The sequence below is a fragment of the Pseudomonas sp. ES3-33 genome (genome assembly GCF_000952175.1).
GTDB classification, from domain to species: domain Bacteria; phylum Pseudomonadota; class Gammaproteobacteria; order Pseudomonadales; family Pseudomonadaceae; genus Aquipseudomonas; species Aquipseudomonas gregormendelii.
Window position 1 is genome coordinate 106,717 of the sequence record NZ_JZRI01000131.1, and the last position, 25,459, is coordinate 132,175.

Sequence of the window (25,459 nt, forward strand, 5' to 3'; positions counted from 1 at the left end):
TGATTGACGACGTAAGGGTTCAGAGCAGCACCACGTCGTATTGTTCCTGTGAATACATGGTTTCCACCTGAAACCGGATGGTGCGGCCGATAAATCCTTCGAGTTCGGCGACATTGCCGGACTCCTCATCCAGCAGGCGGTCGACAACTTTCTGGTTCGCCAATACACGATAGCCTTCGGCCTGATAGGCGCGAGCCTCCCGCAGGATTTCCCGGAAAATTTCATAGCAGACGGTTTCCGGCGTCTTCAGCTTGCCCCGGCCCTGGCAGCTGCTGCAAGGTTCGCACAGCACCTGTTCGAGACTTTCACGGGTACGCTTGCGGGTCATCTGCACCAGGCCCAGCTCGGTGATGCCGATGATGTTGGTCTTGGCGTGGTCGCGCTCCAGCTGTTTTTCGAGGGTACGCAGGACCTGGCGCTGGTGCTCTTCGTCTTCCATGTCGATGAAGTCGATGATGATAATCCCGCCCAGGTTGCGCAGGCGCAGTTGACGAGCGATAGCGGTGGCCGCTTCCAGGTTGGTCTTGAAGATGGTTTCTTCGAGGTTGCGATGCCCGACAAAAGCCCCGGTGTTGACGTCGATGGTGCTCATGGCTTCCGCCGGATCGACCACCAGGTAACCACCGGATTTTAGCGGGACCTTGCGCTCGAGGGCCTTCTGGATTTCATCTTCGACGCCGTACAGGTCGAAAATCGGCCGTTCACCCGGGTAGTGCTCCAGGCGATCAGCAATTTCCGGCATCAATTCAGCGACGAACTGCGTGGTTTTCTGGAAAGTTTCCCGAGAGTCGATGCGGATTTTTTCGATCTTCGGGCTGACCAGGTCGCGCAAGGTGCGCAGCGCCAGGCCAAGGTCTTCGTAGATCACGCTCGGCGCGCCGATGGTCTTGATCTGCTCGTTGATCTGATCCCAGAGCCTGCGCAGGTAACGGATGTCCATGAGGATTTCATCGGCACCGGCACCTTCTGCAGCCGTGCGCAGAATGAAGCCGCCCGCTTCCTTGATCCCTTCCCTGGCCACGCAGTCGGTGACTACCTGCTTGAGCCGTTCACGCTCGCCTTCGTCCTCGATTTTCAGGGAGATGCCGACATGTGCCGTACGCGGCATGTACACCAGGTATCGCGACGGAATCGAGAGCTGGGTGGTCAGGCGTGCGCCTTTGGAGCCGATCGGGTCCTTGGTGACCTGCACCACCAGGCTCTGGCCTTCGTGAACCAGTGCGCTGATGCTCTCAACCGCAGGCCCTTCGCGCAGGGAAATCTCCGAGGCATGGATGAACGCTGCCCGATCAAGGCCGATGTCGACAAAAGCCGCCTGCATCCCCGGCAATACCCGAACGACCTTGCCCTTGTAGATGTTGCCGACAATCCCGCGCTTTTGAGTGCGCTCGACGTGAACCTCTTGCAGAACACCGTTTTCAACCACCGCCACGCGCGATTCCATCGGCGTGATGTTGATCAGGATCTCTTCACTCATGGCAGGGTCTCGTTCAGGCATTTTCACGATAATGGCCGCATCTTGTCAGTACGACGCTCAGAGCGCGTTAAGGGTTTGCCAACAGGGTATGCCGAAATGGCCCAGCAGTTCTGCGGTTTCGCACAGTGGCAAGCCAACCACCGCCGAGTAGCTGCCATCCAGCCCCGCCACGAACACCGCGCCGAGCCCCTGGATGCCATAACCGCCGGCCTTGTCACGGGGTTCGCCGCTGGCCCAGTAGGCCGCCGCTTCTGGCGCTTCAATGCGGCGAAAACGTACCAGGCTACGGATCACCCGGGATTCGCAACGCGCGCCATCCAGCACGGCGATACCTGTCAGAACTTCATGCTCGCGACCGGACAACATCATAAGCATGGCGCATGCGTCAGCTTCGTCCACCGGCTTGCCAAGAATTTTCCCGTCCAGCACTACGGCGGTGTCGGCACCCAGCACGCAATAATCTGCGGCGCACACGACAGCATCACGCCCGGCCTCGGCCTTGCCTCGCGCCAGGCGCTCGACGTAGGCCGAAGGGGATTCGTCATTCAAGGGGGTTTCATCGATGTCCGCACTGATGGCGGAAAACGGCACGCCAATCTGCGTGAGCAACTCACGCCGACGTGGCGAGCCTGAGGCGAGAAATAGCTGTTTCATCACGACATCTCCCTGTCCAGTACACCCGTGCGGGCAAATGCCTGACCGATTTAGTTGATCTTGTAGCGTCGACGCAGCCCGCGCAAACCGTAGCTGATCCACGGCCACAGCAGGGCACTGACCAGAGCGGGCAATACCAGCGCCAGTGTCGGCTGGCGATTACCGGTGAGGGCGCTGAGCCATAGCTGAACCAGTTGGGCCAGGCCGAAGATCACCAGTATCACCAGGCTCTGCTGCCACATAGGGAACATCCGCAGGCGTTGTTGCAGCGACAGCACCAGAAAGGTGATGAGCGTGAGAATCAAGGCGTTCTGGCCCAGCAGCGTGCCATAGAGCACGTCCTCGGCCAGACCCAGGCACCATGCGGTGACCATGCCGACTTTCTGCGGCATCGCCAGTGCCCAGAAGGCCAGCAGCAATGCCAGCCACAATGGGCGCAGGATTTCCATGAACTGCGGCAGCGGTGAAACGCTGAGCAGCATGCCGATGGCGAAGGTCAGCCAGACGATCCAGCCGTTTCGGGATGCAGTCGTACCGACCATTATTCTCGTCCCCCAGTGTTAGCCGGTGCAGAGACAGGCGGTTTGGCAGCAGGCCTGGTGACCGGCGGCTTTGTCACCACAGGCTTCACCGGGGTCGTGGCGGCAGGCGCCACCGGCGCGACGACCGCCGGCACAGCGGGAGCCGCAGGCGCAGCTGCTGCTGCTGCCGGGACTATGGCGGGTTTGGGCACCGTGGCAGGAATCATCGGGCCGCCACCGTACTGGTCCAGGGTTTCCTGGGCCTGGGCCGCTTCATTGGCACGCTCTTCGGCCGTGCGCCCGTCGCTGAACACCAGCAGCAGGTAACGGCTGCGGTTCAATGCGGCGGTGGGCACGGCGCGAACGATGGCAAATGGCTGGCCGGAGTCATGGATTACTTCCTTGACCGTCGCCACCGGGTAACCGGCCGGGAACCGCTGGCCCAAGCCGGAACTGACCAGCAGGTCGCCTTCCTTGATGTCGGCCGTATCGGCCACATGGCGCAGTTCCAGGCGTTCCGGGTTACCGGTGCCGCTGGCGATTGCGCGCAGGCCGTTGCGATTGACCTGCACCGGAATGCTGTGGGTGGTATCGGTCAGCAGCAACACGCGGGAGGTATAGGGCATCAACTCGACGACCTGCCCCATCAGGCCACGGGCATCGAGTACCGGCTGGCCGAGGACCACGCCATCGCGCTCACCCTTGTTGATGATGATGCGATGGGTGAAGGGATTGGGGTCCATGCCGATCAACTCGGCCACTTCGACTTTTTCGTTGACCAGGGCCGAGGAGTTAAGCAACTCGCGCAGCCGAACGTTCTGCTCGGTCAGGGCGGCAAGCTTTTGCATGCGCCCCTGCAGCAGCAGGTTTTCGGTCTTGAGTTTTTCGTTTTCGGCGACCAGTTCGGTGCGGCTGCCAAACTGACTGGCCACACCCTGCCATAACCGCTGCGGCAGGTCGGTGATCCAGTAGGACTGCATCAGCACCAGCGACATTTGGCTACGCACTGGCTTGAGCAGTGTGAAGCGGGCATCGACCACCATCAGCGCGACCGATAGCACGACCAGCACCAACAAGCGCACGCCCAGTGAAGGCCCTTTGGTGAAAAGCGGTTTAATAAGCCGCTCCTCCCAGGCAAATGTTTTGTTTATTCATACGGCAGACCGGCCTGGATGCAGACTGACAGAAGATAAACGCCAACAGGCAGCACTGCAAAGTGCTGCCTGTGCGCTCAACAGCATAGATGCAACCCCGCGACTTATTCGCTGGAGAGCAGGTCCATGGTGTGTTTATCCATCATTTCCAATGCACGGCCACCGCCGCGAGCAACGCAGGTCAACGGGTCTTCGGCAACGATCACCGGCAGGCCGGTTTCCTGAGCCAGCAACTTGTCGAGGTCACGCAGCAGGGCGCCACCACCGGTCAGCACAAGGCCACGCTCGGCGATGTCGGAAGCCAGTTCCGGAGGCGATTGCTCCAGTGCGCTTTTCACTGCCTGAACGATGGTAGCCAAGGACTCTTGAAGAGCTTCCAGCACTTCGTTGGAGTTCAGGGTGAAAGCACGTGGCACGCCTTCAGCCAGGTTGCGACCGCGAACATCGACTTCGCGAACTTCGCCGCCCGGGTAGGCCGTACCGATTTCCTGCTTGATGCGCTCGGCGGTGGACTCGCCGATCAGGCTGCCGTAGTTGCGACGCACGTAGGTGATGATCGCTTCGTCGAAGCGGTCGCCGCCAACCCGTACGGATTCGGCATAGACCACACCGTTCAGGGAGATCAGCGCGATTTCAGTGGTACCGCCACCGATGTCGACCACCATCGAACCGCGAGCTTCCTCTACCGGCAGGCCGGCGCCGATCGCAGCAGCCATCGGCTCTTCGATCAGGAACACTTCACGGGCACCGGCACCCAGGGCCGATTCACGGATGGCACGACGCTCAACCTGGGTGGATTTGCATGGAACGCAGATCAGCACTCGCGGGCTAGGCTGCAGAAAGCTGTTTTCATGAACCTTGTTGATGAAGTACTGCAGCATCTTTTCGCAGACGCTGAAGTCGGCGATTACGCCGTCTTTCATCGGACGAATGGCAGCAATATTTCCTGGAGTACGGCCGAGCATACGCTTGGCCTCGGTGCCGACGGCCACGACACTTTTCTGGTTACCGTGTGTCCGAATGGCCACAACCGATGGCTCATTCAGAACGATTCCGCGCTCGCGCACGTAAATAAGGGTGTTGGCAGTGCCCAGGTCAATGGAAAGATCGCTGGAAAACATGCCACGCAGTTTCTTGAACATGGGGAAAGGACCCTAGGCAACGCGTGGGTAAAAAAGTGCGGCAAACTCTAACAACGACAGGGATTTTGGGCAAGGCGCCAATATGTTAAATTGGCCGCTTTTCTGTGCACCAACCCCCACAATCGCGGCCTTATGACCGTAGAAATGCGGTAGTGTTCCGACAATCTAACACACGGACGCCGTCCGTTCTGTTTTCCACTGGAGATTCCCATGGCGCTTGAACGCTCCGACGTGGAAAAAATCGCTCATCTGGCCTGCCTTGGCCTCAATGATGCCGATCTTCCACACATCACTTCGGCCCTGAACAGCATTCTCGGGCTGGTCGACGAAATGCAGGCGGTCAATACCGACGGTATCGAGCCGCTCGCCCACCCACTGGAAGCCAGCCAGCGCCTGCGCGCGGACGTCGTGACCGAGACCGATCATCGCGAGGCCTACCAGTCCATCGCACCAGCGGTCGAAAACGGCCTGTACCTGGTTCCGAAAGTCATCGACTAAAGGGAAAGAGCCTGCAATGCATCAAATGACTCTGGCCGAGATCGCCCGCGGACTCGCCGACAAAAAGTTTTCTTCCGAAGAGCTGACCAAGGTCCTGCTGGCGCGTATCGCCCAGCTCGATCCACAGCTCAACAGCTTCATCAGCCTCACCGAGGACCTCGCGCTGCAGCAGGCCAAAGCCGCTGACGCCCGCCGGGCCAATGGTGAGAGCGGCGCCCTGCTTGGCGCGCCGATCGCCCACAAGGACCTGTTCTGCACCCAGGGCATCCGCACCAGCTGCGGCTCGAAGATGCTCGACAACTTCAAGGCGCCGTACGATGCCACCGTGGTTGCCAAGCTGGCCGCTGCCGGGGCCGTGACCCTGGGCAAGACCAACATGGACGAATTCGCCATGGGGTCGGCCAACGAGTCGAGCTACTACGGCGCGGTGAAAAACCCGTGGAACCTGGAACACGTACCGGGCGGTTCGTCCGGTGGTTCAGCTGCGGCCGTTGCCGCGCGCCTGCTGCCGGCCGCCACCGCGACCGACACCGGCGGCTCCATTCGTCAGCCGGCCGCGTTTACCAACCTCACAGGCCTTAAACCGACGTACGGTCGTGTTTCGCGCTGGGGCATGATCGCTTACGCCTCCAGTCTCGACCAGGGCGGTCCGCTGGCACGCACCGCCGAAGACTGCGCGATCCTGCTGCAAGGCATGGCCGGTTTCGATGCCAATGACTCCACCAGCATCGACGAGCCCGTGCCGGATTACAGCGCCAGCCTCAACGGCTCGCTGCAAGGGCTGCGCATCGGCGTGCCGAAGGAATACTTCAGCGCCGGTCTGGACCCGCGGATCGCCGAGCTGATCCACAACAGCATCAAGGAGCTGGAGAAGCTCGGTGCCGTGATCAAGGAAATCAGCCTGCCGAACATGCAGCACGCGATTCCTGCGTACTACGTGATCGCCCCGGCAGAAGCCTCCTCCAACCTGTCGCGTTTCGACGGGGTGCGTTTCGGCTATCGCTGCGAAGACCCGAAAAACCTGATCGACCTGTACAAGCGTTCCCGCGGTGAAGGTTTCGGCCCGGAAGTGCAGCGCCGCATCATGGTCGGCGCCTACGCGCTGTCGGCCGGCTACTACGACGCCTATTACCTGAAGGCGCAGAAGATCCGCCGCCTGGTGAAAAACGACTTCATGGCCGCCTTCAACGAGGTCGACATCATCCTCGGCCCAACCACGCCGAACCCGGCCTGGAAGCTCGGCGCCAAGAACAGTGACCCGGTCGCTGCCTACCTGGAAGACGTCTACACCATCACCGCCAACCTCGCCGGCTTGCCGGGCTTGTCCATGCCGGCCGGTTTCGTCGATGGCCTGCCGGTGGGCGTGCAACTGCTTGCCCCGTATTTCCAGGAAGGCCGCTTGCTCAACGTTGCGCACCAGTATCAGCTGAACACTGACTGGCACACCCGCACCCCAACCGGCTTCTGAGGAGAAACACATGCAATGGGAAGTCGTGATCGGGCTGGAGATTCATACCCAGCTCACCACCCGGTCGAAAATTTTTTCCGGTAGCTCCACCACTTTCGGTTCCGAGCCGAACACCCAGGCCAGCCTGGTTGACCTCGGCATGCCTGGCGTCCTGCCGGTACTGAACCAGGAAGCGGTGCGCATGGCGGTGATGTTTGGCCTGGCCATCGATGCCGAAATCGGCCAGCACAACGTGTTCGCCCGTAAAAACTACTTCTATCCGGACCTGCCCAAGGGCTACCAGATCAGCCAGATGGAACTGCCGATTGTCGGCAAGGGCCACCTGGACATCGCCCTGGAAGACGGCACGGTCAAGCGCGTCGGCATCACCCGGGCGCACCTGGAAGAAGACGCCGGTAAAAGCCTGCACGAAGAGTTCAATGGCGCCACCGGCATCGACCTGAACCGCGCCGGCACGCCGCTGCTGGAAATCGTTTCCGAGCCGGACATGCGCAGTGCCAAGGAAGCCGTGGCTTACGTCAAGGCTGTCCACGCACTGGTGCGTTACCTGGGCATCTGCGATGGCAACATGGCCGAAGGTTCGCTGCGTTGCGACTGCAACGTGTCGATCCGTCCGAAGGGCCAGGCCGAGTTCGGCACGCGCTGCGAAATCAAGAACGTCAACTCGTTCCGTTTCATCGAGAAGGCGATCAACACCGAAGTGCAGCGTCAGATCGAGCTGATCGAAGACGGCGGCAAAGTGATCCAGCAGACCCGCCTGTACGATCCTAACAAGGACGAAACCCGTCCGATGCGCAGCAAGGAGGAAGCCAACGACTACCGTTACTTCCCGGATCCGGACCTGCTGCCAGTGGTCATCGAGGACTCGTTCCTCGACGACGTGCGCATGACCCTGCCGGAATTGCCGCCGCAGAAGCGCGAGCGTTTCCAGGAGCAGTTCGGTCTGTCGGTCTACGACGCCAGCGTCCTGGCCACCAGTCGCGAACAAGCCGATTACTTCGAGAAAGTCGTGAGCATCAGCGGCGACGCCAAGCTGGCGGCCAACTGGGTGATGGTTGAGCTGGGCAGCCTGTTGAACAAGCAGGGCGTGGACATTGACCAGTCGCCGGTCTCGGCCGAGCAACTGGGCGGGATGCTGCTGCGCATCAAGGACAACACCATCTCCGGCAAGATCGCCAAGGTGGTCTTTGAAGCCATGGCCAACGGCGAAGGCAGCGCAGACGAGATCATCGACAAGCGCGGCCTCAAGCAAGTAACCGACACCGGTGCGATCTCGGCGGTGCTGGACGAGATGCTCGCGGCCAACGCCGAGCAGGTCGAACAATACCGCGCGGCAGACGAAGCCAAACGCGGCAAGATGTTCGGCTTCTTCGTCGGCCAGGCCATGAAGGCCTCCAAAGGCAAGGCCAACCCGCAACAGGTCAACGAACTGCTGAAAAGCAAGCTCGAAGGCTGATGAGAATGGAGCCAGCCTTCAAATCTGGCTCGACTCCTTGTGGGAGCCAGCCTGCTGGCGATAGCGGTCTGACATTCACCCTATCCGTGTCTGACACTCCGCAATCGCCAGCAGGCTGGCTCCCACATTTGTTTTCGGGAAACCTTGAATGAAGCGTCTACTCGGCCTTTGCGCCCTGCTCTCTCTGTTGGCCGGTTGCGCCAGCAACGACATCATCGATCCACACGGCTACGACAAAACCGGCACGGCTTCGTATTACGGCGCCAAACACCAAGGTAAACGCACCGCCAGTGGCGAGCGTTTCAACAAGAATTCCCTGACCGCAGCCCATCGCCAACTACCCTTCGGTACGCGGGTGAAGGTCACCAACCTGAGCAACGACAAGTCTTGCGTGGTCCGCATCAATGACCGCGGGCCGCACACCCGTGGGCGACTGATTGACCTTTCCCACGAGGCTGCCGCACGCCTGGGCATGCTCAGAAGCGGGACCGCCCGGGTGCGTGTGCAAGCCCTCGACGACTGACAGCTGGAGCGCCGACCATTTTCGGACTTGCAGATTTGCCCCTGATCAACGTGATTGAATTGCTCAGCGGCCTGGTTCTACTGATCGCCGGCGCCGAGCTGATGGTGCGGGCCGCCGTACGCCTGGCCGCACGCCTGCACGTGCGGCCGCTGATCATCGGCCTGACCATCGTCGCCCTCGGCAGCAGCGCACCACAAATGGCCATCAGCCTGCAGGCGACCCTGGCACAGAACGTCGACATCGCAGTGGGCAGCGTCATCGGCAGCAGCATTTTCAACATCCTGGTAACGCTTGGCCTGTCGGCGCTGATTATCCCGCTGCGGGTGTCCCGGCAGTTGGTGCGCCTGGATATTCCACTGATGATCGGCGCCAGCCTGCTGGTCTTCATACTCGCCTGGAATGAAGAACTGACCCGCTTCGACGGCATGGTGCTGCTGGCCGCGCTGATGGTGTACCTGGGCCTGTTGTTGCGCCAGTCGCGCCACTCGACGCGGCCGCCACCTCACGATGAAACTCGCCAGGCGCCCTGGTTCAGCAGCCTGCTGATGATCGTCGCCGGCCTGGGGATGCTGGTGTATGCCGGCCACTTGCTACTGGGCGCTGCGGTCGCGGTCGCGACTGATCTTGGGCTCTCGGAACGGATCATCGGCCTGACCATCGTGGCCATCAGCACTTCCCTGCCGGAATTGGCCACCTCGTTGATTGCGGCCTTGCGCGGCCAGCGTGAAATTGCCGTGGGCAACGTCATTGGCAGCAACCTGTTCAACCTGCTGGGCGTGCTCGGCGTCACGGCGCTGATTGCTCCGACGCCCTTGTCGGTCTCGCCCAACGCCCTGGATTTCGACCTGCCGGTGATGCTCGGCGTCGCGGCGCTATGCCTGCCAATCTTCTACTCCGGTTACCGGGTGACGCGTGCCGAAGGCCTGGTTTTCCTGGGGCTGTACCTGGCCTACGGCCTGCATGTGGTGTCCTTCACCACCGGCATGCCGCTGGCCGGCAAGCTTGAACACCTGATGCTGTTTTTCGTCCTGCCGGCCCTGGGGGCGTTTGTACTGCTTACGTCACTGCTCGCCTGGCGTCGCCAACACCACAAAAAGGAAGTGCCATGACCGACAATAAAAAACCCGGCGTTGAAGTGCGTCGGCAAGTGATGGGCGATGCTTTTGTCGATCGCGCACTGGGCAATGCCACCGATTTTACCCAGCCGCTGCAGGACTTCGTCAACGAGCACGCATGGGGCAGCGTATGGAATCGCGAGGGCCTGCCGCTGAAAACCCGCAGCCTGATCACCCTTGCCGCGCTGACCGCACTCAAGTGTCCGCAGGAATTGAAGGGGCACGTGCGCGGGGCGTTGAACAATGGCTGCACAGTGGAAGAGATTCGCGAGGCGCTGTTGCATTGTGCGGTGTATGCAGGAGTACCGGCGGCCATCGATGCGTTCAGGGCGGCGCAGGAAGTGATTGATACTTACCAGAAGCCGGAATGAATATTCGAAAGTTGTGGTGACAGGTCTGCCGCCATCGCGAGCAGGCTCGCTCCCACAGGGGAATGCATTCCAAATGTGGGAGCGAGCCTGCTCGTGATGAGGCCCTGGAGAACGCCGCAACCCCCTGGGCTAAATCCACCCGCCCCACTGCAACAAAAAGATCCCGACATTGGTGGTCACCGCCGCCATCAACGTGGTGATGACAATGATCGCTGCCGCCAGCTCATGGTTGCCATTGGCCTGGCGAGCCATGACAAAACTGGCTGCAGCGGTCGGGCTGCCGAAGTACAGGAACAAAATCCCCAGTTCCGCCCCGCGAAACCCCCACAGCCACGCGCCCAGCGTCGCCAGTACCGGCAGGCCGATCATCTTGACCAGGCTGGAACTGAGCGCCATCGAGCCACTTTTTCGCATCGCTGCCAGCGAAAGGGTGCCGCCAATGCAGATCAGGGCCAGGGGCAAAGTGGTCTGCGCCAGGTACTGCCCGGAGGTTTCCAGCCAGCCCGGCAGGCCGATCTTGAAATAGGCAAAGGGTGCCGCTGCAATCACGCTGATGATCAACGGGTTGATCATCACGCTCTTGAAGATACTCCAGGGGTCGGACTTGATCACCGGGCTGTACACCGCCAGGACGATAGTCGAGAGGGTGTTGTAGAACAGGATCACCAGCGCCGCGAGAATCGCCCCAAGGGAAATCCCGTAGTCGCCGTACATGCTCGCCGCCAGCGCCAGGCCGATCACCCCGTTGTTACCGCGGAATGCGCCCTGGGTGTAGATCCCGCGATCTTCCCGCGGACATTTCCAGATCGCCCAGCCCCAGGCGATGGCGAAACACACCAGTGTCGCCACCGAGAAATAGATCAGCAGTTCCGGTTGCAGGGCGGCATGCAGGTCGGCATGCAGGATGCCCAGGAACAGCAGCGCCGGCATGGTGACGTTGAACACCAGGGCCGATGCGGTGTGGATAAAGTTGTCGTTGATCCAGTCGATGCGTTTGAGCAGCACACCCAGAAACAGCATGGCAAACACCGGGGCGGTGATGTTCAGGGTTTCGAGGAAGATTGCCAGCATGCCGGAATTAACCTTGGGTGAGCGTCGTTAGGTGGCTAATGATAAGCCACCCCGAGCACATTAAGATCAAAAGATCGCAGCCTGCGGCAGCTCCTACAGAGTATTCCAATGTAGGAGCTGCCGCAGGCTGCGATCTTTTTCAGGCAACTCGGCCTCAGGTAATCGGCGCTGGGTTGAACAAGGTGATGTCGTTATGCAGCTTGTGCTGCTCGGCCCATGTCTGTTTCTTGCCGCTGGCAACATCCAGGTAATAGCGGAACAACTCCCACCCCAGGTCCTCGATCGAAGCCCGCCCTGTCGCAATCCGCCCGGCGTCGATATCGATGAGGTCAGGCCAGCGTTGCGCCAGCTCGGTGCGGGTCGAGACCTTCACTACCGGCGCCATCGCCAGACCATACGGGGTACCGCGCCCGGTGGTGAATACGTGCAGGTTCATCCCGGCCGCCAGCTGCAAGGTCCCGCAGACAAAATCACTGGCCGGGGTCGCGCAGAAAATCAGGCCTTTGCGCTTGAAGCGTTCGCCAGGGCCCAGCACGCCATTGATCGCGCTGCTGCCGGACTTGACGATCGAGCCCAGCGACTTCTCGACAATGTTCGACAACCCGCCTTTCTTGTTACCCGGCGTGGTGTTGGCACTGCGATCCGCTTCGCCCTTGGCCAGGTATCGGTCGTACCAGTCCATTTCCCGCACCAGTTCCTGCGCCACTTCCTCGGTTTCAGCGCGGGAGGTCAGCAGGTAGATCGCGTCGCGCACCTCGGTGACTTCGGAGAACATCACCGTGGCACCGGCCCGCAGCAACAAGTCCGAGGCGTAGCCCAGGGCCGGATTGGCGGTGATCCCGGAAAACGCATCGCTGCCGCCGCACTGCATGCCCAGAATCAGCTCGGACGCCGGCACGGTTTCGCGACGACGCTGGTCGAGCTTTTTCAAGCGAGTCTCGGCCAGCGCCATGATCTGCTCGATCATCTCGGTGAACCCGTGACTGGAATCCTGCAGGCGGTACAACCACGGGTCGCTCAGGTCTACCGAGCTGTCGCCCTCGTGCATCACCTGCCCGGCCTGCAACTTCTCGCAGCCCAGGCTGATCACCAGCGCCTCGCCACCCAGATTCGGGTTGCGCGCCAGGTTGCGCACGGTGCGGATGGGGATGTACGCGTCTGTTGCGGTAATCGCCACGCCACAGCCATAGCTATGGGTCAGCGCCACCACGTCGTCGACATGCGGATACCTGGGCAGCAACTCGTCCTTGATGCGCTTGACCGCATGATCGAGCACGCCGGTGACGCACTGCACCGTGGTGGTAATGCCGAGGATGTTGCGCGTGCCCACGGTGCCATCGGCGTTGCGATAACCCTCGAAGGTAAAGCCTTCCAGCGGAGCCTGCGCCGCCGGTACTTCGGTGGACAGCGGCAGGCTGTCCAGGGGTGGCGCGGTCGGCATGCGCAGTTGATCCTCATTGACCCAACTGCCGCGGGGAATCGGTTGCAACGCGTAGCCAATGGTCTGGCCGTAGCGAATCACCTGGCCACCCTCGGGAATGTCTTCCAGGGTGACCTTATGGCTCTGCGGCACAAAGTCCAGGGTTACCAGACCGTCCGCAAACGCTGTGCCCGCCGGCACGCCCTGATCGTTAACCACCACGACCACGTTGTCCCGCTCGTTGAGGCGGATGTAGCGCGGCGAGTCGGAATGTTCAATCAACTGCATGACGCCGCTCCTCAGGAATGCGCTTGAGACAATTTATTATGAGTTTCAGTACCGCTCACCGGCGGTTCCTTGAGCACCACGCGCTTGATCGGACCGACGATCACCAGGTAGCTGAACACCGCAACCAGTGCGTTGCAACCGACGAACACCAGGGCCCATTTGAACGAGCCGGTGGAGCTGATGATGTAGCCGATCACGATCGGCGTGGTGATCGAGGCGATGTTACCGAACGTGTTGAACAGGCCACCACTCAGACCGGCAATCTGCTTGGGCGACGTGTCGGACACCACTGCCCAGCCCAGCGCACCGACGCCTTTGCCGAAGAAAGCCAGGGCCATGAAGCCGACGACCATCCATTCAACATCGACATAGTTGCACGCCACAATGCTGCTGGAGACCAGCAGACCGGCAATGATCGGCGCCTTGCGAGCGAAGGTCAGGGAGTGCCCCTTGCGCAACAGGTAATCGGAAATCACCCCGCCGAGTACACCACCGATAAAGCCACAGATGGCCGGCAACGAGGCAATGAAACCTGCCTTGAGGATGGTCATGCCGCGTTCCTGCACCAGGTATACCGGAAACCAGGTGAGGAAGAAGTAGGTGATGCCGTTGATGCAGTACTGGCCCAGGTAGACACCGAGCATCATGCGGTTGGTCAGCAATTGGCGGATGTAGTCCCACTTCGGTCCGTCAGCCTTGGCGCCTTTGCCTTTGTCCTGGTCCATGTCGACCATGCCGCCGTTGTCGGCGATGTGCTTGAATTCGGCTTCGTTGATCATCGGGTGTTGACGCGGGCTGTAGATCACTTTCAGCCAGATGCCCGAGAAGATGATGCCAATTACGCCCATCACGATAAAGACGTGCTGCCAGCCGAAGCTGTAGACGATCCAGCCCATCAGCGGCGCGAACAGCACGGTGGCAAAGTATTGCGCCGAGTTGAAGATCGCCGAAGCGGTGCCGCGTTCCGCCGTCGGGAACCAGGCCGCGACGATGCGCGCGTTGCCGGGGAAAGAAGGTGCTTCAGCCAGGCCCACGAGGAAACGCAGCATGAACAGCGCCACAACCGCCGTGGACATGCCGAACTCGCCGACATAACCCTGCAACACGGTAAACAGCGACCAGGTGAAAATGCTCAGTGCATAGATTTTTTTCGAGCCGAAACGGTCCAGCAGCCAGCCACCGGGAATTTGCCCGGCCACGTAGGCCCAACCGAATGCAGAGAAGATGTAACCGAGGGTGACCGCATCAATGCCGAGGTCTTTTTGCAGGCTGGAGCCCGCGATGGCAATGGTTGCCCGGTCGGCGTAGTTGATGGTGGTCACCAGGAAAAGCATGAGCAATATCAAATAGCGGACGTGGGTCGGCTTGGTCGCTTGCATGTAGATGTACTCCCACTGATTATTTTTATGCGCGGGTGAATCTTTGGTGTTCGCCTGTTCCGCTTACATCGCGTGTTCGGCGAATCCCCGTAGGAGCTGTCGAGTGAAACGAGGCTGCGATCTTTTGATTTTTATAAGATCAAGATCAAAGGATCGCAGCCTTCGGCAGCTCCTACAGGGGTGTTGGTGTTATCGCAATAACACCGGGCATTGCATGCGGTCAGGAGCCGATGTAGCTGGTTTTCACGACCGTGTAGAACTCTTGCGCGTAGCGACCTTGCTCGCGGGAGCCATAGGATGAACCTTTACGCCCGCCGAATGGAACGTGGTAATCCACGCCAGCCGTCGGCAGGTTGACCATCACCATCCCGGCCTGGGAGTGGCGCTTGAAGTGGTTGGCGTACTTCAGCGAAGTGGTGGCGATGCCCGCTGACAGACCGAACTCGGTATCGTTGGCCATGGCCAGCGCGGCGTCGTAATCGGCTACTCGAACAATGTTGGCCACCGGGCCAAAAATCTCTTCGCGGCTGATGCGCATCGCGGCTTCGCTGTCGGCAAACAGGGTTGGCGCGAGGTAGTAGCCTTCGGTATCACAGGTCACCAAGCCGCCGCCGCTGACCAGGCGCGCACCTTCGGACTGGCCGATGTCGATGTACTTCATGTCCTGTTCAAGCTGCGCCTGGGAGACCACCGGACCAATATCGGTGCCGGTTTTCAGCGCATGTCCAACCTTGATCGACTTCATGCGCTCGGCCATGGCCTCAACGAATTTGTCATGAATTCCGGCGGTGACGATGAAGCGGCTCGAAGCGGTGCAACGTTGGCCGGTGGAGTAGAACGCGCTCTGCACCGACAGCTCGACCGCTTGCTTGAGGTCGGCGTCGTCAAGAATGATCTGCGGGTTCTTGCCGCCCATTTCCAGCTGCACTTTGGCCTGGCGCGACACGCAGCTGACTGCGATCTGCCGCCCCACCCCCACCGAACCGGTGAAGCTGATGCCATCGACTTTCGGGCTTTGCACCAGCGCATCGCCAACCACCCGACCGCTGCCCATCACCAAGTTGAACACGCCGGCCGGGAAGCCCGCGCGGGAGATGATTTCGGCCAGGGCCCAGGCGCAACCCGGTACCAGGTCAGCGGGCTTGAGCACCACGCAGTTGCCATAGGCCAGGGCCGGGGCGATTTTCCAGGCAGGGATCGCGATCGGGAAGTTCCACGGGGTGATCAAGCCGACCACGCCCAGGGCTTCGCGGGTCACTTCGACGTGGACACCCGGACGCACCGACGGCAGGTAATCGCCGGACAGACGCAGGGTTTCACCGGCGAAAAACTTGAAGATGTTACCGGCGCGGGTCACTTCGCCAATGGCTTCAGGCAGGGTCTTGCCCTCTTCCCGAGCCAGCAGGGTGCCCAGCTCTTCGCGACGGGCGAGGATTTCAGTGCCCACTTTGTCCAGCGAATCGTGACGGGCCTGAATGCCCGAAGTGGACCAGGCCGCAAATGCAGCGCGAGCGGCGTCGATGGCGGCGTGGACCTGGGCCAGGTCCGCCTTGGCGTACTCGCCGATGGTATCGGTCAGCTCGGAAGGGTTGATGTTGGCGCAGTAATCACTGCCGGCAACCCATTCGCCGTTGATGTAATTGTCGAAACGCTTTGTATCTGCCACGGATCTATCTCCTCACGCAAAAGGCCGCTGATTGCTCAGCGGCCTTGCTCAATCAATTGTTATTGCGCGCCTTGCTTGTCGATCAGCGCAGCCAGAGCTTCGTACTCTTCTGGCAGCAGGTCGGTCAGCGGCGCACGTACAGGACCTGCGTCGTAGCCGGCAATTTTTGCCCCGGCCTTGACGATGCTCACTGCGTAACCGGCTTTGCGATTACGAAGGTCCAGGTACGGCAGGAAGAAGTCGTCGATGATCTTGCCAACGGTGGCGTGATCTTCGCGGGCAATGGCGTGGTAGAAATCCATCGCGGTTTTCGGGATGAAGTTGAACACCGCCGAGGAGTAGACCGGCACGCCCAGTGCCTTATAGGCAGCGGCGTACACTTCGGCGGTCGGCAAACCACCCAGGTAGCTGAAACGATCGCCGAGGCGGCGACGGATCGACACCATCAACTCTATGTCGCCCAGGCCATCCTTGTAGCCGATCAGGTTCGGGCAGCGCTCGGCCAGGCGTTCCAGCAGCGGAGCGGTCAGGCGGCAGACGTTACGGTTGTAAACCACCACGCCGATGTTCACCGATTTGCACACGGCTTCAACATGGGCGGCAACGCCGTCCTGGCTGGCTTCGGTCAGGTAGTGCGGCAGCAGCAGCAAGCCTTTGGCGCCCAGGCGCTCGGCTTCTTGAGCGTATTCGATGGCCTGGCGGGTCGAACCGCCGACACCCGCCAGAATCGGCACGCTGGTTTCGCAGGTGTCGACGGCAGTCTTGATGATTTCCGAGTATTCGCTGGCCGCCAGGGAGAAGAACTCACCGGTGCCGCCTGCGGCGAACAAGGCCGAGGCGCCATACGGGGCCAGCCATTCAAGGCGCTTGATATAGCCAGCGCGATTGAAATCGCCCTGGGCATTAAAATCGGTTACCGGAAAAGACAGCAGGCCGGAAGAGAGGATGGACTTCAGTTCTTGTGGATTCATTATTCGAACACCCTGGGTAGCGACGTATGTTGTTAGAAAACCGTTCAGCTTTCGCCGAGTTGTAGGTCATCGTACAACTTAAAATTTAATCGTCAACTGCATTTCATCGTCAGGATGGGAATAAGTGGGGAAACCTGCAGCAGGATGGGTGCTGGATAGCTACGGCTGAGAGGTAGGTTGTCCGAGGATGTGTACCCTCAGAGCCGACGCGGGATGATCGCTGGCTTCATCGCGGGCAAGCCCGGCTCCCACAGGGAGCGTCGAGGGCCACACAACCGGATTTCACTCATGACTATTGCAGGAATGCGGCTGCTGGCGATCGCAGTGTTCCTGTCGCGTCGATAGTGGATGTTCCGCCGCCATCGCGGGCAAGCCCGGCTCCCGTCAGGTTTAGCCCCGCTGCGCCTCAGCCTCTTCATGGGCATGGCGCAGCCGTTCGCGGCTGTTGGTCAGGTGCAGGCGCATGGCGGCCCGTGCGGCATCGGAATCCTGGCGCGCGATGGCGTCGTAGATTTCTTCGTGCTCACGGCTCAGGCGGCTCATGTAGTGCTGCTGGTCGTCGTGGGCCAGCCGCGCCGAGTTGAGGCGGGTGCGCGGGATGATGCTGGTGCCCAGGTGCGTCATGATGTCGGTGAAGTAGCGGTTGCCGGTCGACAGGGCAATCTGCAGGTGAAACTGGAAGTCCGAGGCTACGGCGTCACTGGCATGGGCCGCGCTTTCGTTCAGGGCATCGAGCGCGGCACGCATCAAGGCCAACTGCTCGGCGCTGCGGCGTTGCGCGGCAAGTCCGGCGGACTCCACTTCCAGGCTGATGCGCAATTCCAGGATGGCCAGTACGTCACGCAGGGTGACCACGGTGGCGGGATCGATGCGAAAGCCGCTCGGGCTTGGGGTATCGAGCACAAAAGTACCGATGCCATGGCGGGCTTCCACCCGCCCGGCAGCCTGCAACCGGGAAATGGCTTCGCGCACCACGGTGCGACTGACGCCATGGGCGTCCATGATCGCCGATTCAGTCGGCAACTTGTCACCGCGTTTGAGATGACCGTCGCGGATCTGCTCGGACAGCACCGTCACCAGTTCCTGAGCGAGGCTACGGCGCTTGCGAGGGAGACGTGGTGTGGCGATCGGGTTTTCCATGGTGAACATCGGTCTCGAAAAATTCGGTTGAAACCGCATCATAGCTCAACGCGGTTGTACGATCACCTCTACCCGTAGGAGCTGCCGAAGGCTGCGATCTTTTGATCTGGCTTGCAGATACCAAAGATCAAAAGATCGCAGCCTGCGGCAGCTCCTACGGGCGTATCGTCAGGCGGTGACTGGTTGCTCCACCAGGTGGCCATTGTCGATACGCACATGCCGCGGATGGAAGCGTTTGAGGCTGCTGCGGTGGCCGACGCTGACAATGCTCAAGCCCGGGATCTCGTCGATCAGCGCCTGATACAGCGAGGCTTCATCCTCTTCATCCATCGCCGACGTTGCCTCGTCCATGTAGAGCCACTGAGGCGCATAAAGCAGCGCGCGGGCAAACGCCAGGCGTTGCTGTTCACCCGGGGACAACATGCGCTGCCAGTGATTGGGTTCGTCCAGGCGGCCCAGCAGGTGCGGCAGGCGGCACACTTCCAGCACGTGGGCGTAGCGCTCTTGAGGGTATGTCTCGGCGACCTGTGGATAACTCAGCGCTTCACGCAAGGTGCCAATTGGCAGGTAGGGTTTTTGCGGCAGGAACAGGTACCGCTCGGCCGGCAGGCGAATGCTGCCATGGCCCCGCGGCCACAAATGCCCCATCGCCCGCAGCAGCGTCGATTTGCCGCTGCCGGAGCGGCCGCTGATCATTACACGATCCCCCTCCTCCACCGTCATGTCGGCGCCGGCCAGCAAGTGGCGACCATCAGCAAGATCCAGCCCCAGGTTGTGTACTTTTAACGCCGAGCCCGAATTCTGCACGTCGATGGCCTGCGGCTTTTGCTCATTCTCGGTCATGGCCTGACGGAAACTGAGCAGACGATCACAGGTGGCGCGCCAGGCCGCGAGGCTCTGGTACGCACTGATAAACCAGCTGAAACTCTCCTGCACGTTGCCGAATGCCGAGCTGATCTGCATCAGCTCCCCCAGCTCGATCTTGCCCGCGAAGTAGCGCGGTGCCGCAACCATGAATGGAAAGATGATGGCTGCCTGGCCATAACCGGCCGTGAAGAACGTCAAGCGCTTGGACACCTTCATGATGTCCCAGAAATTGTGCCAGACCAGGCCGAAGCGACTGCTCAAGCGACGATTTTCATTGGGCTCGCCGTCATACAGCGCAATGCTTTCGGCATTCTCGCGAATGCGCACCATGGAAAATCGCAGGTCGGCTTCGAAGCGTTGCTGGTTGTTGTTCAGGCCGATCAGGCGACGACCGATCAAATGCGTCAGCCAGCTGCCGATCACGGCATACACCAGCACGCACCAGAACATATAGCCGGGAATGGTAAACCCATAGACCTCGATACTGCCCGACACCCCCCACAGGATGATCGAGAACGATACCAGGCTGACAATGTTGCGCAGCAGGCCGATCCCCAGTTCCAGGGTGTTAGAGGTGAAGCTGTTGAGGTCCTCGGAGATGCGCTGGTCGGGGTTATCGGTGTAACCGCCTTGCTCGAGGTGGTAGTAGTTCTTATGGCCCAGCCAGCGGGCGAAGTGTTTTTCGGTCAGCCAGGCCCGCCAGCGGATGGTCAGCATCTGCGTCAGGTACAGCCGATAAACCGCGCCCACAATCGCGACGGCCGCGATCGCGCAGAAATACAGGATCAACCGCCAGAATGCTGCCTCATCCTTCTGTTGCAGGGCGTTGTAAAAATCCTTGTACCAGGTGTTGAACCACACCGAAATGCCTACGCTGACCAGCGATAGAACGATTACGGCGATCAGCAGCGTCCAGGCCTTGGCCTTCTCTTCACTGCGCCAGTAAGGCGTGATCATCGCCCAGACTTTGCGAAAAAACTGCCCGCGCACAGCATCATTGACCGCGGAGTACTCAGCGTTCTGATTCATGGAAAAGGCTCATTGGAAAAAAGAACATCACACGAGCCGATCATAGATGATCGGCTCGTGTTGCAACGCGGTGTGACAACAATTGTTCAGCACCGGTTCAGCGCCGGACAGGGCGCTTCTGCAATTTGCGCTGCAGAGTACGCCGGTGCATGCCCAGGGCGCGGGCAGTGGCGGAGATGTTGCCTTCGTGTTCGGTCAGCACCCGCTGGATGTGTTCCCACTGCAAGCGGTCCACCGACATCGGGTTTTCCGGTACCAGGGTGTCGAGGTCGGCGTGCTCGGACAGCAGTGCGGCGAGGACGTCATCGGCATCGGCCGGTTTGCACAGGTAGTTGCAGGCACCGCGCTTGATCGCCTCGACGGCGGTGGCAATGCTCGAGTAACCGGTGAGGATCACCACGCGCATTTCCGGGTCCAGCTCCAGCAGCTTGGGCAACAGCACCAGGCCGGAGTCACCGTCCATTTTCAGGTCCAGCGCGGCGTAATCCGGCAGGTCCGCCTGGGCGATGGTCAGGCCTTCCTCGGCGGACCCGGCGGTGCTGACGCGAAAGCCGCGACGGGCCATGGCGCGGGCCATCACGCGGGTAAAGGTTGCGTCGTCGTCTACCAGCAGCAAATGCGGGAGTTCTTCGCCTTCGCCTTCGACTTGGATATCGTCACTCATGTTCGTCTCCTCGGGCGACACGGGGCAGGCGCAGCTCGGTGAGCGTGCCGCCTTCCTCATGACTATAGAGTTTCACTGAGCCGCCGGCGCGTGTCACGCTGGCCTTGCTCAAAAACAGGCCCAGGCCGAAACCTTTGCCCTTGGTGGTAAAAAACGGTTTGCCAATCTGCTCGGCGATGGCCAGCGGCACACCGGCACCGTGGTCGCGGATGCTGATGGTCAGGTCCTCGGCATTCCAGTCCAGCGTCACCTGCAACCCTTCCGGGCAGGCGTCGGCGGCGTTGTTCAGCAGGTTCAGCAAGGCCTGGGTCAGGTCCGGCGGTGGCGCCATGCGGGGCACGGCGCCCTGGCCGAGCCGCTGGAAGCGATAACTGGCTTCGGGGCGCATCAGGTGCCAGCGATTCAGGGCCTCGTCGAGCCAGTCGGTGACGTCCTGCATCTCCACGGCCAAGCGACGATTGGCTTCGGCGGCGCGCACCAGTTGCTGCAAGGTTTCCTTGCAGAGTTTCACCTGATCCTGCAGCACCTTCAGATCATCCTGCAACATCGGGTCGGGATGATCCTGCTGCATCTCTTTTAGCAGCACGCTCATGGTGGCCAAAGGCGTGCCCAGTTCGTGGGCGGCGCCGGCGGCCTGGGTCGCAACGGCCAGCAGTTGCTGGTCGCGCAGGCCCTCTTCTCGCCGAATGGCGCGCAACTCTTCCTGGCGACGCAGCTCCTCGGCCATGCGCGCGGCGAAGAAGGTGATCACCGCCGCGGCCAGGGCAAAGCTCAGCCACATTCCGTAAACCTGCAGGTTTTCCCGGGCGATGGGGAACGTCTGCAGGGGATAGAACCGCGCCAGCAGCAAGGTGTACATGGTCAATGCGATGCCGGACAGGATCACCGAATAGCGCCAGGGCAACGTCACGGCGGCGATGGTCAGCGGCACCAGGTAATAGGAAACGAAGGGGTTGGTCGAACCGCCGGAGAAATACAGCAGCGCACTGTGGATAAACAGGTCGCAGGCCAGTTGCACGGCGTATTCGAGTTCAGTGACGGGCCAGGAGGTGCGCAGGCGAATGGCCGTGAACGCGCACAACAGCATCGAGCAGCCGAGGGTAGCTGCCAGCTGAAACCAGGGCAGCGGCAGCAGGTCGAACCAGTAAGCCAGGCCCACGGAACCAGCTTGGGCGGCGAGTACCAAAGTACGAATGAACGTCAGCCGCCAGAGGTTCTGGCGAGTCGCGGAAGTGATTTGAACGGGGGCGAGCATGAGCTCTCCTGATGAGCGCTCCAGGCGGATCGCCAGGAGTATAACCAAGCGCGGGGGCTGGCAGGCAAAAGTGCGGCAAACGGCCACATGGCAGAAACCATGGTGGCGTCTATGAGACCGCTATCGCGAGCAGACTCGCTCGCACATTGAAATGCAATCCCTGTGGCAGCGAGCCTGCTCGCGATTGAGCGCGCAACGGTCACCTTCGATCTGTATAGAAGTTGTAACTGTGCGAACCGGCTCATTAAAGCTAGAGTCTGATGGTTTCACGCAGGCTCGGACCTTAACCCCTGCGCACCGCCCAAGGAGTTTTCATGCACACTTTCCGCCGTAGCGCCGCCCTTCTTGCCCTTAGTGTTGGCACCGTCGCCAGCCTGCCGGCCCTGGCCGCCGACGAGCTGCATTACAACCAGATTTCCCTGCGCGCCGAAGTCAGCCAGGAAGTGGCCCGCGACCTGATGATCGTGACTCTTTATACAGAAGAGCAGAACACCGACCCGGCCAAACTCGCCGCCGACATCAGCACCACCATGAACAAGTCGCTGGCCCAGGCCAAGCAGGTCAAGGACATCACCCTGCGCCAGGGGAGCCGTAACAGCTACCCGATCTACGACACCAAGGGCCAGAAAATCACCGGCTGGCGTGAACGTGCCGAGTTGCGCCTGGAAAGCTCCGATTTCGCCGCCCTGTCGAAGCTGACCGGCGAACTGCTGACCGACCTGAAAATGGCCGGCATGGACTTCGCCATCGCCACGCCAACGCGCAAAGCCAGTGAAGACGCACTGCTCAAGGACGCCGTCAGCGCCTTCAAGGCCCGCGCCCAGCTGGCAACTGACGCCCTGGGCGGCAAAGGCTATAAGATCGTCAACCTGAACCTCAATAGCAACGGTTATCCACAACCGTACATGCGCGGGCCGATGATGATGAAAGCCGCCAGCATGGACGCCGCTCCGGTGACCCCGGAAGTTGAGGCTGGCACCAGCCAGGTCAGCATGACGGCAGATGGGTCGATTGAAGTGTTGATGCCTTAAACCGCATTGATTGCCCTTGTAGGAGCTGCCGCAGGCTGCGATCTTTTGACTTTGCCTTCAAGATCAAAAGATCGCAAAGATCAAAAGATCGCAGCCTTCGGCAGCTCCTACGCGGAATGTGCCGATGACTGCCGCATACATGGAATCTGCCGACTACGCTGCATAAGTGGGATATGCCGGATACGCCGATGGCAAGGGTATAAATAAGTAACACCGCGCGCCAACCGGGGGCGCCAGACGTCCCGGCCGCCCCATGTAGGTGCGCGATATGCACCGAAAAAAACCTGCGCAAACGGTCAAATGCGCGTCAATTTACACATATGCGACATTAAGGTACGTTCGTGCCACTGTTTAATGCTTGTGGCCCCCCTGCATCTTGCATTGGGTATGGCCCCTGCATAAGTATCCGCAGGCACGACTCACGAGGTCGTCCTCTAATTCCAAAAATGACAACAAATCATGAGGCCACCATGCTCAAACACGCGGTCATTCCGTTTTTAGTCGGCGCCAGCTTGTTAGCTGCCGCACCTTTCGCCCAAGCGGCGACTAACCTGGTGTTTTGCTCCGAAGGGAGCCCGGCCGGTTTTGATCCTGGTCAGTACACCACCGGAACCGACTTCGACGCCTCTGCAGAAACCATTTTCAACCGCCTGACCCAGTTCGAGCGCGGCGGCACCGCCGTGATTCCTGGTCTGGCGACCAGCTGGGACATCGCTGACGATGGCCTGACGTACACCTTTCACCTGCGTGAAGGCGTGAAGTTCCACACCACCCCGTACTTCAAGCCGACTCGTGAGTTCAACGCCGACGACGTGCTGTTCACTTTTAATCGCATGATTAACAAGGACGACCCGTTCCGCAAAGCGTACCCGACCGAATTCCCGTACTTCACCGACATGGGGATGGATACCAACATCACCAAGATCGATAAAGTCGACGATCACACCGTCAAATTCACCTTGAAAGAAGTCGACGCTGCGTTCATCCAGAACATGGCCATGAGCTTCGCCTCGCTGCAATCCGCCGAGTACGCTGCCCAGCTGCTCAAGGACGGCAAGCCTGCCGACATCAACCAGAAACCGATCGGCACCGGCCCGTTCGTGTTCAAGAGCTACCAGAAAGACTCCAACATCCGCTACACCGGGAACAAGGACTACTGGAAGCCTGAAGACGTCAAGATCGACAACCTGATCTTCGCCATCACCACAGACCCGTCGGTACGTATCCAGAAGCTGAAGAAGAACGAGTGCCAGGTCACTCTGTTCCCGCGTCCGGCTGACCTCAAGGCGCTGAAGGAAGACAAGGCGCTGAAGATGCCTGACCAGGCTGGTTTCAACCTGGGCTACATCGCTTACAACGTGATGGACAAGGTCAAAGGCAGCAACGAGGCCAACCCGCTGGCTGACCTGCGCGTGCGCCAGGCGCTGGACATGGCGGTCAACAAACCGCAGATCATCGACTCGGTTTACCAGGGCGCGGGCCAACTGGCCGTCAACGCCATGCCGCCGACCCAATGGTCCTACGACACCACCATCAAAGACGCCAAGTACGACCCTGAGAAAGCCAAGGAGCTGCTCAAGGAAGCCGGCGTCAAGGAAGGTACCGAAATCGTCTTGTGGGCCATGCCGGTACAGCGTCCGTATAACCCGAACGCCAAGCTGATGGCCGAAATGCTCCAGTCCGACTGGAAGAAAATCGGTCTGAACGTGAAGATCACCAGCTACGAGTGGGGCGAGTACATCAAGCGCTCCAAAGGTGGCGAGAACCAGGCAATGATCATTGGCTGGAGCGGTGACAATGGTGATCCGGACAACTGGCTCAACGTGTTGTTTGGTTGCGACTCGCTGAGTGGCAACAACTTCTCGAAATGGTGCGACAAGAAATTCGACGGCCTCGTGAAGGAAGCCAAGCGCACCACCGACCAAGGCAAGCGCACCGAACTGTACAAACAGGCACAACACGTCCTCAAGGACGCTGTTCCAATGACACCTATCGCTCACTCGACGGTGTATCAACCCATGCGCGCCAACGTGCAGGACTTCAAGATCAGCCCATTTGGCTTGAATTCCTTCTACGGCGTCAGCGTCAGCAAATAAGGTTCAACAACGGCGACGTCAATGACGTCGCCGTTGTTGTATCCACCGAGAGCGTAGGAAAGAGCCTACATCCAGGTCCGACGCCGACTCCAGCGCCGGCGCAGGACGCGTCTACTTTTCCTACGAATGTTTAGGACTCTACGCATTTACTGCCGGCCCGATGGCTCATACCGTCGGAGTCGACCAGCTCATGCGTGGGCTCT

Annotated in this window: 22 protein-coding genes; 8 read left to right on the plus strand and 14 right to left on the minus strand. The window is 60.4% G+C overall.

What is annotated here, in order from left to right:
- Nucleotides 1-19: 19 nt before the first annotated feature.
- The 5 genes from rng to mreB all read right to left on the minus strand — a co-directional run bounded on the left by rng (nt 20) and on the right by mreB (nt 4,948).
- Entirely contained in the window at nt 20-1,477 is a 1,458-nt protein-coding gene (gene rng / locus UB23_RS22380) for a ribonuclease G (protein WP_045061469.1), read from the minus strand.
- Nucleotides 1,478-1,534: 57 nt separating this feature from the next.
- Nucleotides 1,535-2,131, minus strand: a complete 597-nt coding sequence (locus tag UB23_RS22385) for a Maf family protein (protein WP_045061470.1) — start codon at nt 2,129-2,131, stop codon at nt 1,535-1,537.
- Nucleotides 2,132-2,181: 50 nt separating this feature from the next.
- Nucleotides 2,182-2,673: a rod shape-determining protein MreD gene (mreD, locus tag UB23_RS22390; protein WP_045061471.1), complete on the minus strand. Its 492-nt coding sequence runs from the start codon at nt 2,671-2,673 to the stop codon at nt 2,182-2,184.
- A complete protein-coding gene (gene mreC, locus UB23_RS22395) occupies nt 2,673-3,770 on the minus strand; it encodes a rod shape-determining protein MreC (protein ID WP_082069233.1) in 1,098 nt (365 codons plus the stop codon). The genes mreD and mreC overlap by 1 nt, the downstream gene beginning before the upstream one ends.
- Before the next feature lie 140 nt (nt 3,771-3,910).
- On the minus strand, nt 3,911-4,948 hold the full coding sequence (mreB, locus tag UB23_RS22400; protein WP_002555108.1) for a rod shape-determining protein MreB: 1,038 nt from the start codon (nt 4,946-4,948) through the stop codon (nt 3,911-3,913).
- Between the two features lie 210 nt (nt 4,949-5,158).
- Between mreB and gatC the strand changes: the two genes are divergently transcribed.
- From gatC to UB23_RS22430, 6 genes are all read left to right on the plus strand, one after another.
- Nucleotides 5,159-5,446 (plus strand): Asp-tRNA(Asn)/Glu-tRNA(Gln) amidotransferase subunit GatC, encoded by a 288-nt coding sequence (gatC, locus tag UB23_RS22405; protein WP_045061473.1) that lies wholly within the window; start codon nt 5,159-5,161, stop codon nt 5,444-5,446.
- 16 nt (nt 5,447-5,462) lie between these two features.
- The gene (gene gatA, locus UB23_RS22410) at nt 5,463-6,914 is read left to right on the plus strand and encodes an Asp-tRNA(Asn)/Glu-tRNA(Gln) amidotransferase subunit GatA (RefSeq protein ID WP_045061474.1); all 1,452 of its coding nucleotides are present in this window, start codon (nt 5,463-5,465) and stop codon (nt 6,912-6,914) included.
- A 10-nt stretch (nt 6,915-6,924) separates the two neighbouring features.
- Nucleotides 6,925-8,370 (plus strand): Asp-tRNA(Asn)/Glu-tRNA(Gln) amidotransferase subunit GatB, encoded by a 1,446-nt coding sequence (gene gatB, locus UB23_RS22415; RefSeq protein ID WP_045061475.1) that lies wholly within the window; start codon nt 6,925-6,927, stop codon nt 8,368-8,370.
- 148 nt (nt 8,371-8,518) lie between these two features.
- Nucleotides 8,519-8,893: a septal ring lytic transglycosylase RlpA family protein gene (locus UB23_RS22420; RefSeq protein ID WP_045061476.1), complete on the plus strand. Its 375-nt coding sequence runs from the start codon at nt 8,519-8,521 to the stop codon at nt 8,891-8,893.
- Between the two features lie 50 nt (nt 8,894-8,943).
- Nucleotides 8,944-10,002, plus strand: a complete 1,059-nt coding sequence (locus UB23_RS22425) for a calcium/sodium antiporter (RefSeq protein ID WP_045061499.1) — start codon at nt 8,944-8,946, stop codon at nt 10,000-10,002.
- Nucleotides 9,999-10,379 carry a carboxymuconolactone decarboxylase family protein gene (locus UB23_RS22430; RefSeq protein ID WP_045061477.1) on the plus strand — a complete coding sequence of 127 codons (381 nt, stop codon included), beginning with the start codon at nt 9,999-10,001 and terminating at the stop codon, nt 10,377-10,379. The genes UB23_RS22425 and UB23_RS22430 overlap by 4 nt, the downstream gene beginning before the upstream one ends.
- A 129-nt stretch (nt 10,380-10,508) precedes the next feature.
- Here UB23_RS22430 and UB23_RS22435 read toward each other — a convergent pair whose 3' ends face one another.
- The 9 genes from UB23_RS22435 to UB23_RS22475 all read right to left on the minus strand — a co-directional run bounded on the left by UB23_RS22435 (nt 10,509) and on the right by UB23_RS22475 (nt 22,129).
- Complete coding sequence (locus UB23_RS22435) at nt 10,509-11,450, minus strand: AEC family transporter (protein WP_045061478.1); 942 nt, start codon at nt 11,448-11,450, stop codon at nt 10,509-10,511.
- A 154-nt stretch (nt 11,451-11,604) separates the two neighbouring features.
- Nucleotides 11,605-13,158 carry a galactarate dehydratase gene (gene garD, locus UB23_RS22440; protein ID WP_045061479.1) on the minus strand — a complete coding sequence of 518 codons (1,554 nt, stop codon included), beginning with the start codon at nt 13,156-13,158 and terminating at the stop codon, nt 11,605-11,607.
- A gap of 11 nt (nt 13,159-13,169) precedes the next feature.
- Nucleotides 13,170-14,537, minus strand: coding sequence for an MFS transporter (locus tag UB23_RS22445; protein WP_045061480.1), 1,368 nt, complete (start codon nt 14,535-14,537; stop codon nt 13,170-13,172).
- Nucleotides 14,538-14,757: 220 nt separating this feature from the next.
- A complete protein-coding gene (locus UB23_RS22450; protein ID WP_045061481.1) occupies nt 14,758-16,203 on the minus strand; it encodes an aldehyde dehydrogenase family protein in 1,446 nt (481 codons plus the stop codon).
- A gap of 59 nt (nt 16,204-16,262) precedes the next feature.
- Nucleotides 16,263-17,174, minus strand: a complete 912-nt coding sequence (kdgD, locus tag UB23_RS22455) for a 5-dehydro-4-deoxyglucarate dehydratase (RefSeq protein ID WP_045061482.1) — start codon at nt 17,172-17,174, stop codon at nt 16,263-16,265.
- Nucleotides 17,175-17,564: 390 nt separating this feature from the next.
- Nucleotides 17,565-18,314 (minus strand): FadR/GntR family transcriptional regulator, encoded by a 750-nt coding sequence (locus UB23_RS22460; protein ID WP_177328585.1) that lies wholly within the window; start codon nt 18,312-18,314, stop codon nt 17,565-17,567.
- 168 nt (nt 18,315-18,482) lie between these two features.
- Complete coding sequence (locus UB23_RS22465) at nt 18,483-20,210, minus strand: ABC transporter ATP-binding protein/permease (RefSeq protein WP_045061484.1); 1,728 nt, start codon at nt 20,208-20,210, stop codon at nt 18,483-18,485.
- Nucleotides 20,211-20,307: 97 nt separating this feature from the next.
- Nucleotides 20,308-20,874: a response regulator transcription factor gene (locus UB23_RS22470; protein ID WP_045061485.1), complete on the minus strand. Its 567-nt coding sequence runs from the start codon at nt 20,872-20,874 to the stop codon at nt 20,308-20,310.
- The gene (locus UB23_RS22475; protein WP_045061486.1) at nt 20,867-22,129 is read right to left on the minus strand and encodes an ATP-binding protein; all 1,263 of its coding nucleotides are present in this window, start codon (nt 22,127-22,129) and stop codon (nt 20,867-20,869) included. The genes UB23_RS22470 and UB23_RS22475 overlap by 8 nt, the downstream gene beginning before the upstream one ends.
- A gap of 314 nt (nt 22,130-22,443) precedes the next feature.
- On the opposite strand from UB23_RS22475, the gene UB23_RS22480 reads away from it, so the two are divergent.
- Both UB23_RS22480 and UB23_RS22485 read left to right on the plus strand, forming a co-directional pair.
- Entirely contained in the window at nt 22,444-23,160 is a 717-nt protein-coding gene (locus UB23_RS22480) for an SIMPL domain-containing protein (protein WP_045061487.1), read from the plus strand.
- Between the two features lie 470 nt (nt 23,161-23,630).
- Nucleotides 23,631-25,256: an ABC transporter substrate-binding protein gene (locus tag UB23_RS22485; protein WP_045061488.1), complete on the plus strand. Its 1,626-nt coding sequence runs from the start codon at nt 23,631-23,633 to the stop codon at nt 25,254-25,256.
- The last annotated feature ends 203 nt before the right edge of the window (nt 25,257-25,459 follow it).

Coding starts and splice junctions, on each gene's coding strand:
- UB23_RS22465 (WP_045061484.1), bottom strand. CDS start 20,210: ATGAATCAGAACGCTGAGTACTCCGCGGTCAATGATGCTGTGCGCGGG.
- UB23_RS22420 (WP_045061476.1), top strand. CDS start 8,519: ATGAAGCGTCTACTCGGCCTTTGCGCCCTGCTCTCTCTGTTGGCCGGT.
- UB23_RS22480 (WP_045061487.1), top strand. CDS start 22,444: ATGCACACTTTCCGCCGTAGCGCCGCCCTTCTTGCCCTTAGTGTTGGC.
- UB23_RS22475 (WP_045061486.1), bottom strand. CDS start 22,129: ATGCTCGCCCCCGTTCAAATCACTTCCGCGACTCGCCAGAACCTCTGG.
- kdgD (WP_045061482.1), bottom strand. CDS start 17,174: ATGAATCCACAAGAACTGAAGTCCATCCTCTCTTCCGGCCTGCTGTCT.
- UB23_RS22385 (WP_045061470.1), bottom strand. CDS start 2,131: ATGAAACAGCTATTTCTCGCCTCAGGCTCGCCACGTCGGCGTGAGTTG.
- garD (WP_045061479.1), bottom strand. CDS start 13,158: ATGCAGTTGATTGAACATTCCGACTCGCCGCGCTACATCCGCCTCAAC.
- gatC (WP_045061473.1), top strand. CDS start 5,159: ATGGCGCTTGAACGCTCCGACGTGGAAAAAATCGCTCATCTGGCCTGC.
- rng (WP_045061469.1), bottom strand. CDS start 1,477: ATGAGTGAAGAGATCCTGATCAACATCACGCCGATGGAATCGCGCGTG.
- mreD (WP_045061471.1), bottom strand. CDS start 2,673: ATGGTCGGTACGACTGCATCCCGAAACGGCTGGATCGTCTGGCTGACC.
- UB23_RS22445 (WP_045061480.1), bottom strand. CDS start 14,537: ATGCAAGCGACCAAGCCGACCCACGTCCGCTATTTGATATTGCTCATG.
- mreB (WP_002555108.1), bottom strand. CDS start 4,948: ATGTTCAAGAAACTGCGTGGCATGTTTTCCAGCGATCTTTCCATTGAC.
- UB23_RS22470 (WP_045061485.1), bottom strand. CDS start 20,874: ATGAGTGACGATATCCAAGTCGAAGGCGAAGGCGAAGAACTCCCGCAT.
- UB23_RS22485 (WP_045061488.1), top strand. CDS start 23,631: ATGCTCAAACACGCGGTCATTCCGTTTTTAGTCGGCGCCAGCTTGTTA.
- UB23_RS22435 (WP_045061478.1), bottom strand. CDS start 11,450: ATGCTGGCAATCTTCCTCGAAACCCTGAACATCACCGCCCCGGTGTTT.
- UB23_RS22460 (WP_177328585.1), bottom strand. CDS start 18,314: ATGGAAAACCCGATCGCCACACCACGTCTCCCTCGCAAGCGCCGTAGC.
- gatB (WP_045061475.1), top strand. CDS start 6,925: ATGCAATGGGAAGTCGTGATCGGGCTGGAGATTCATACCCAGCTCACC.
- UB23_RS22430 (WP_045061477.1), top strand. CDS start 9,999: ATGACCGACAATAAAAAACCCGGCGTTGAAGTGCGTCGGCAAGTGATG.
- gatA (WP_045061474.1), top strand. CDS start 5,463: ATGCATCAAATGACTCTGGCCGAGATCGCCCGCGGACTCGCCGACAAA.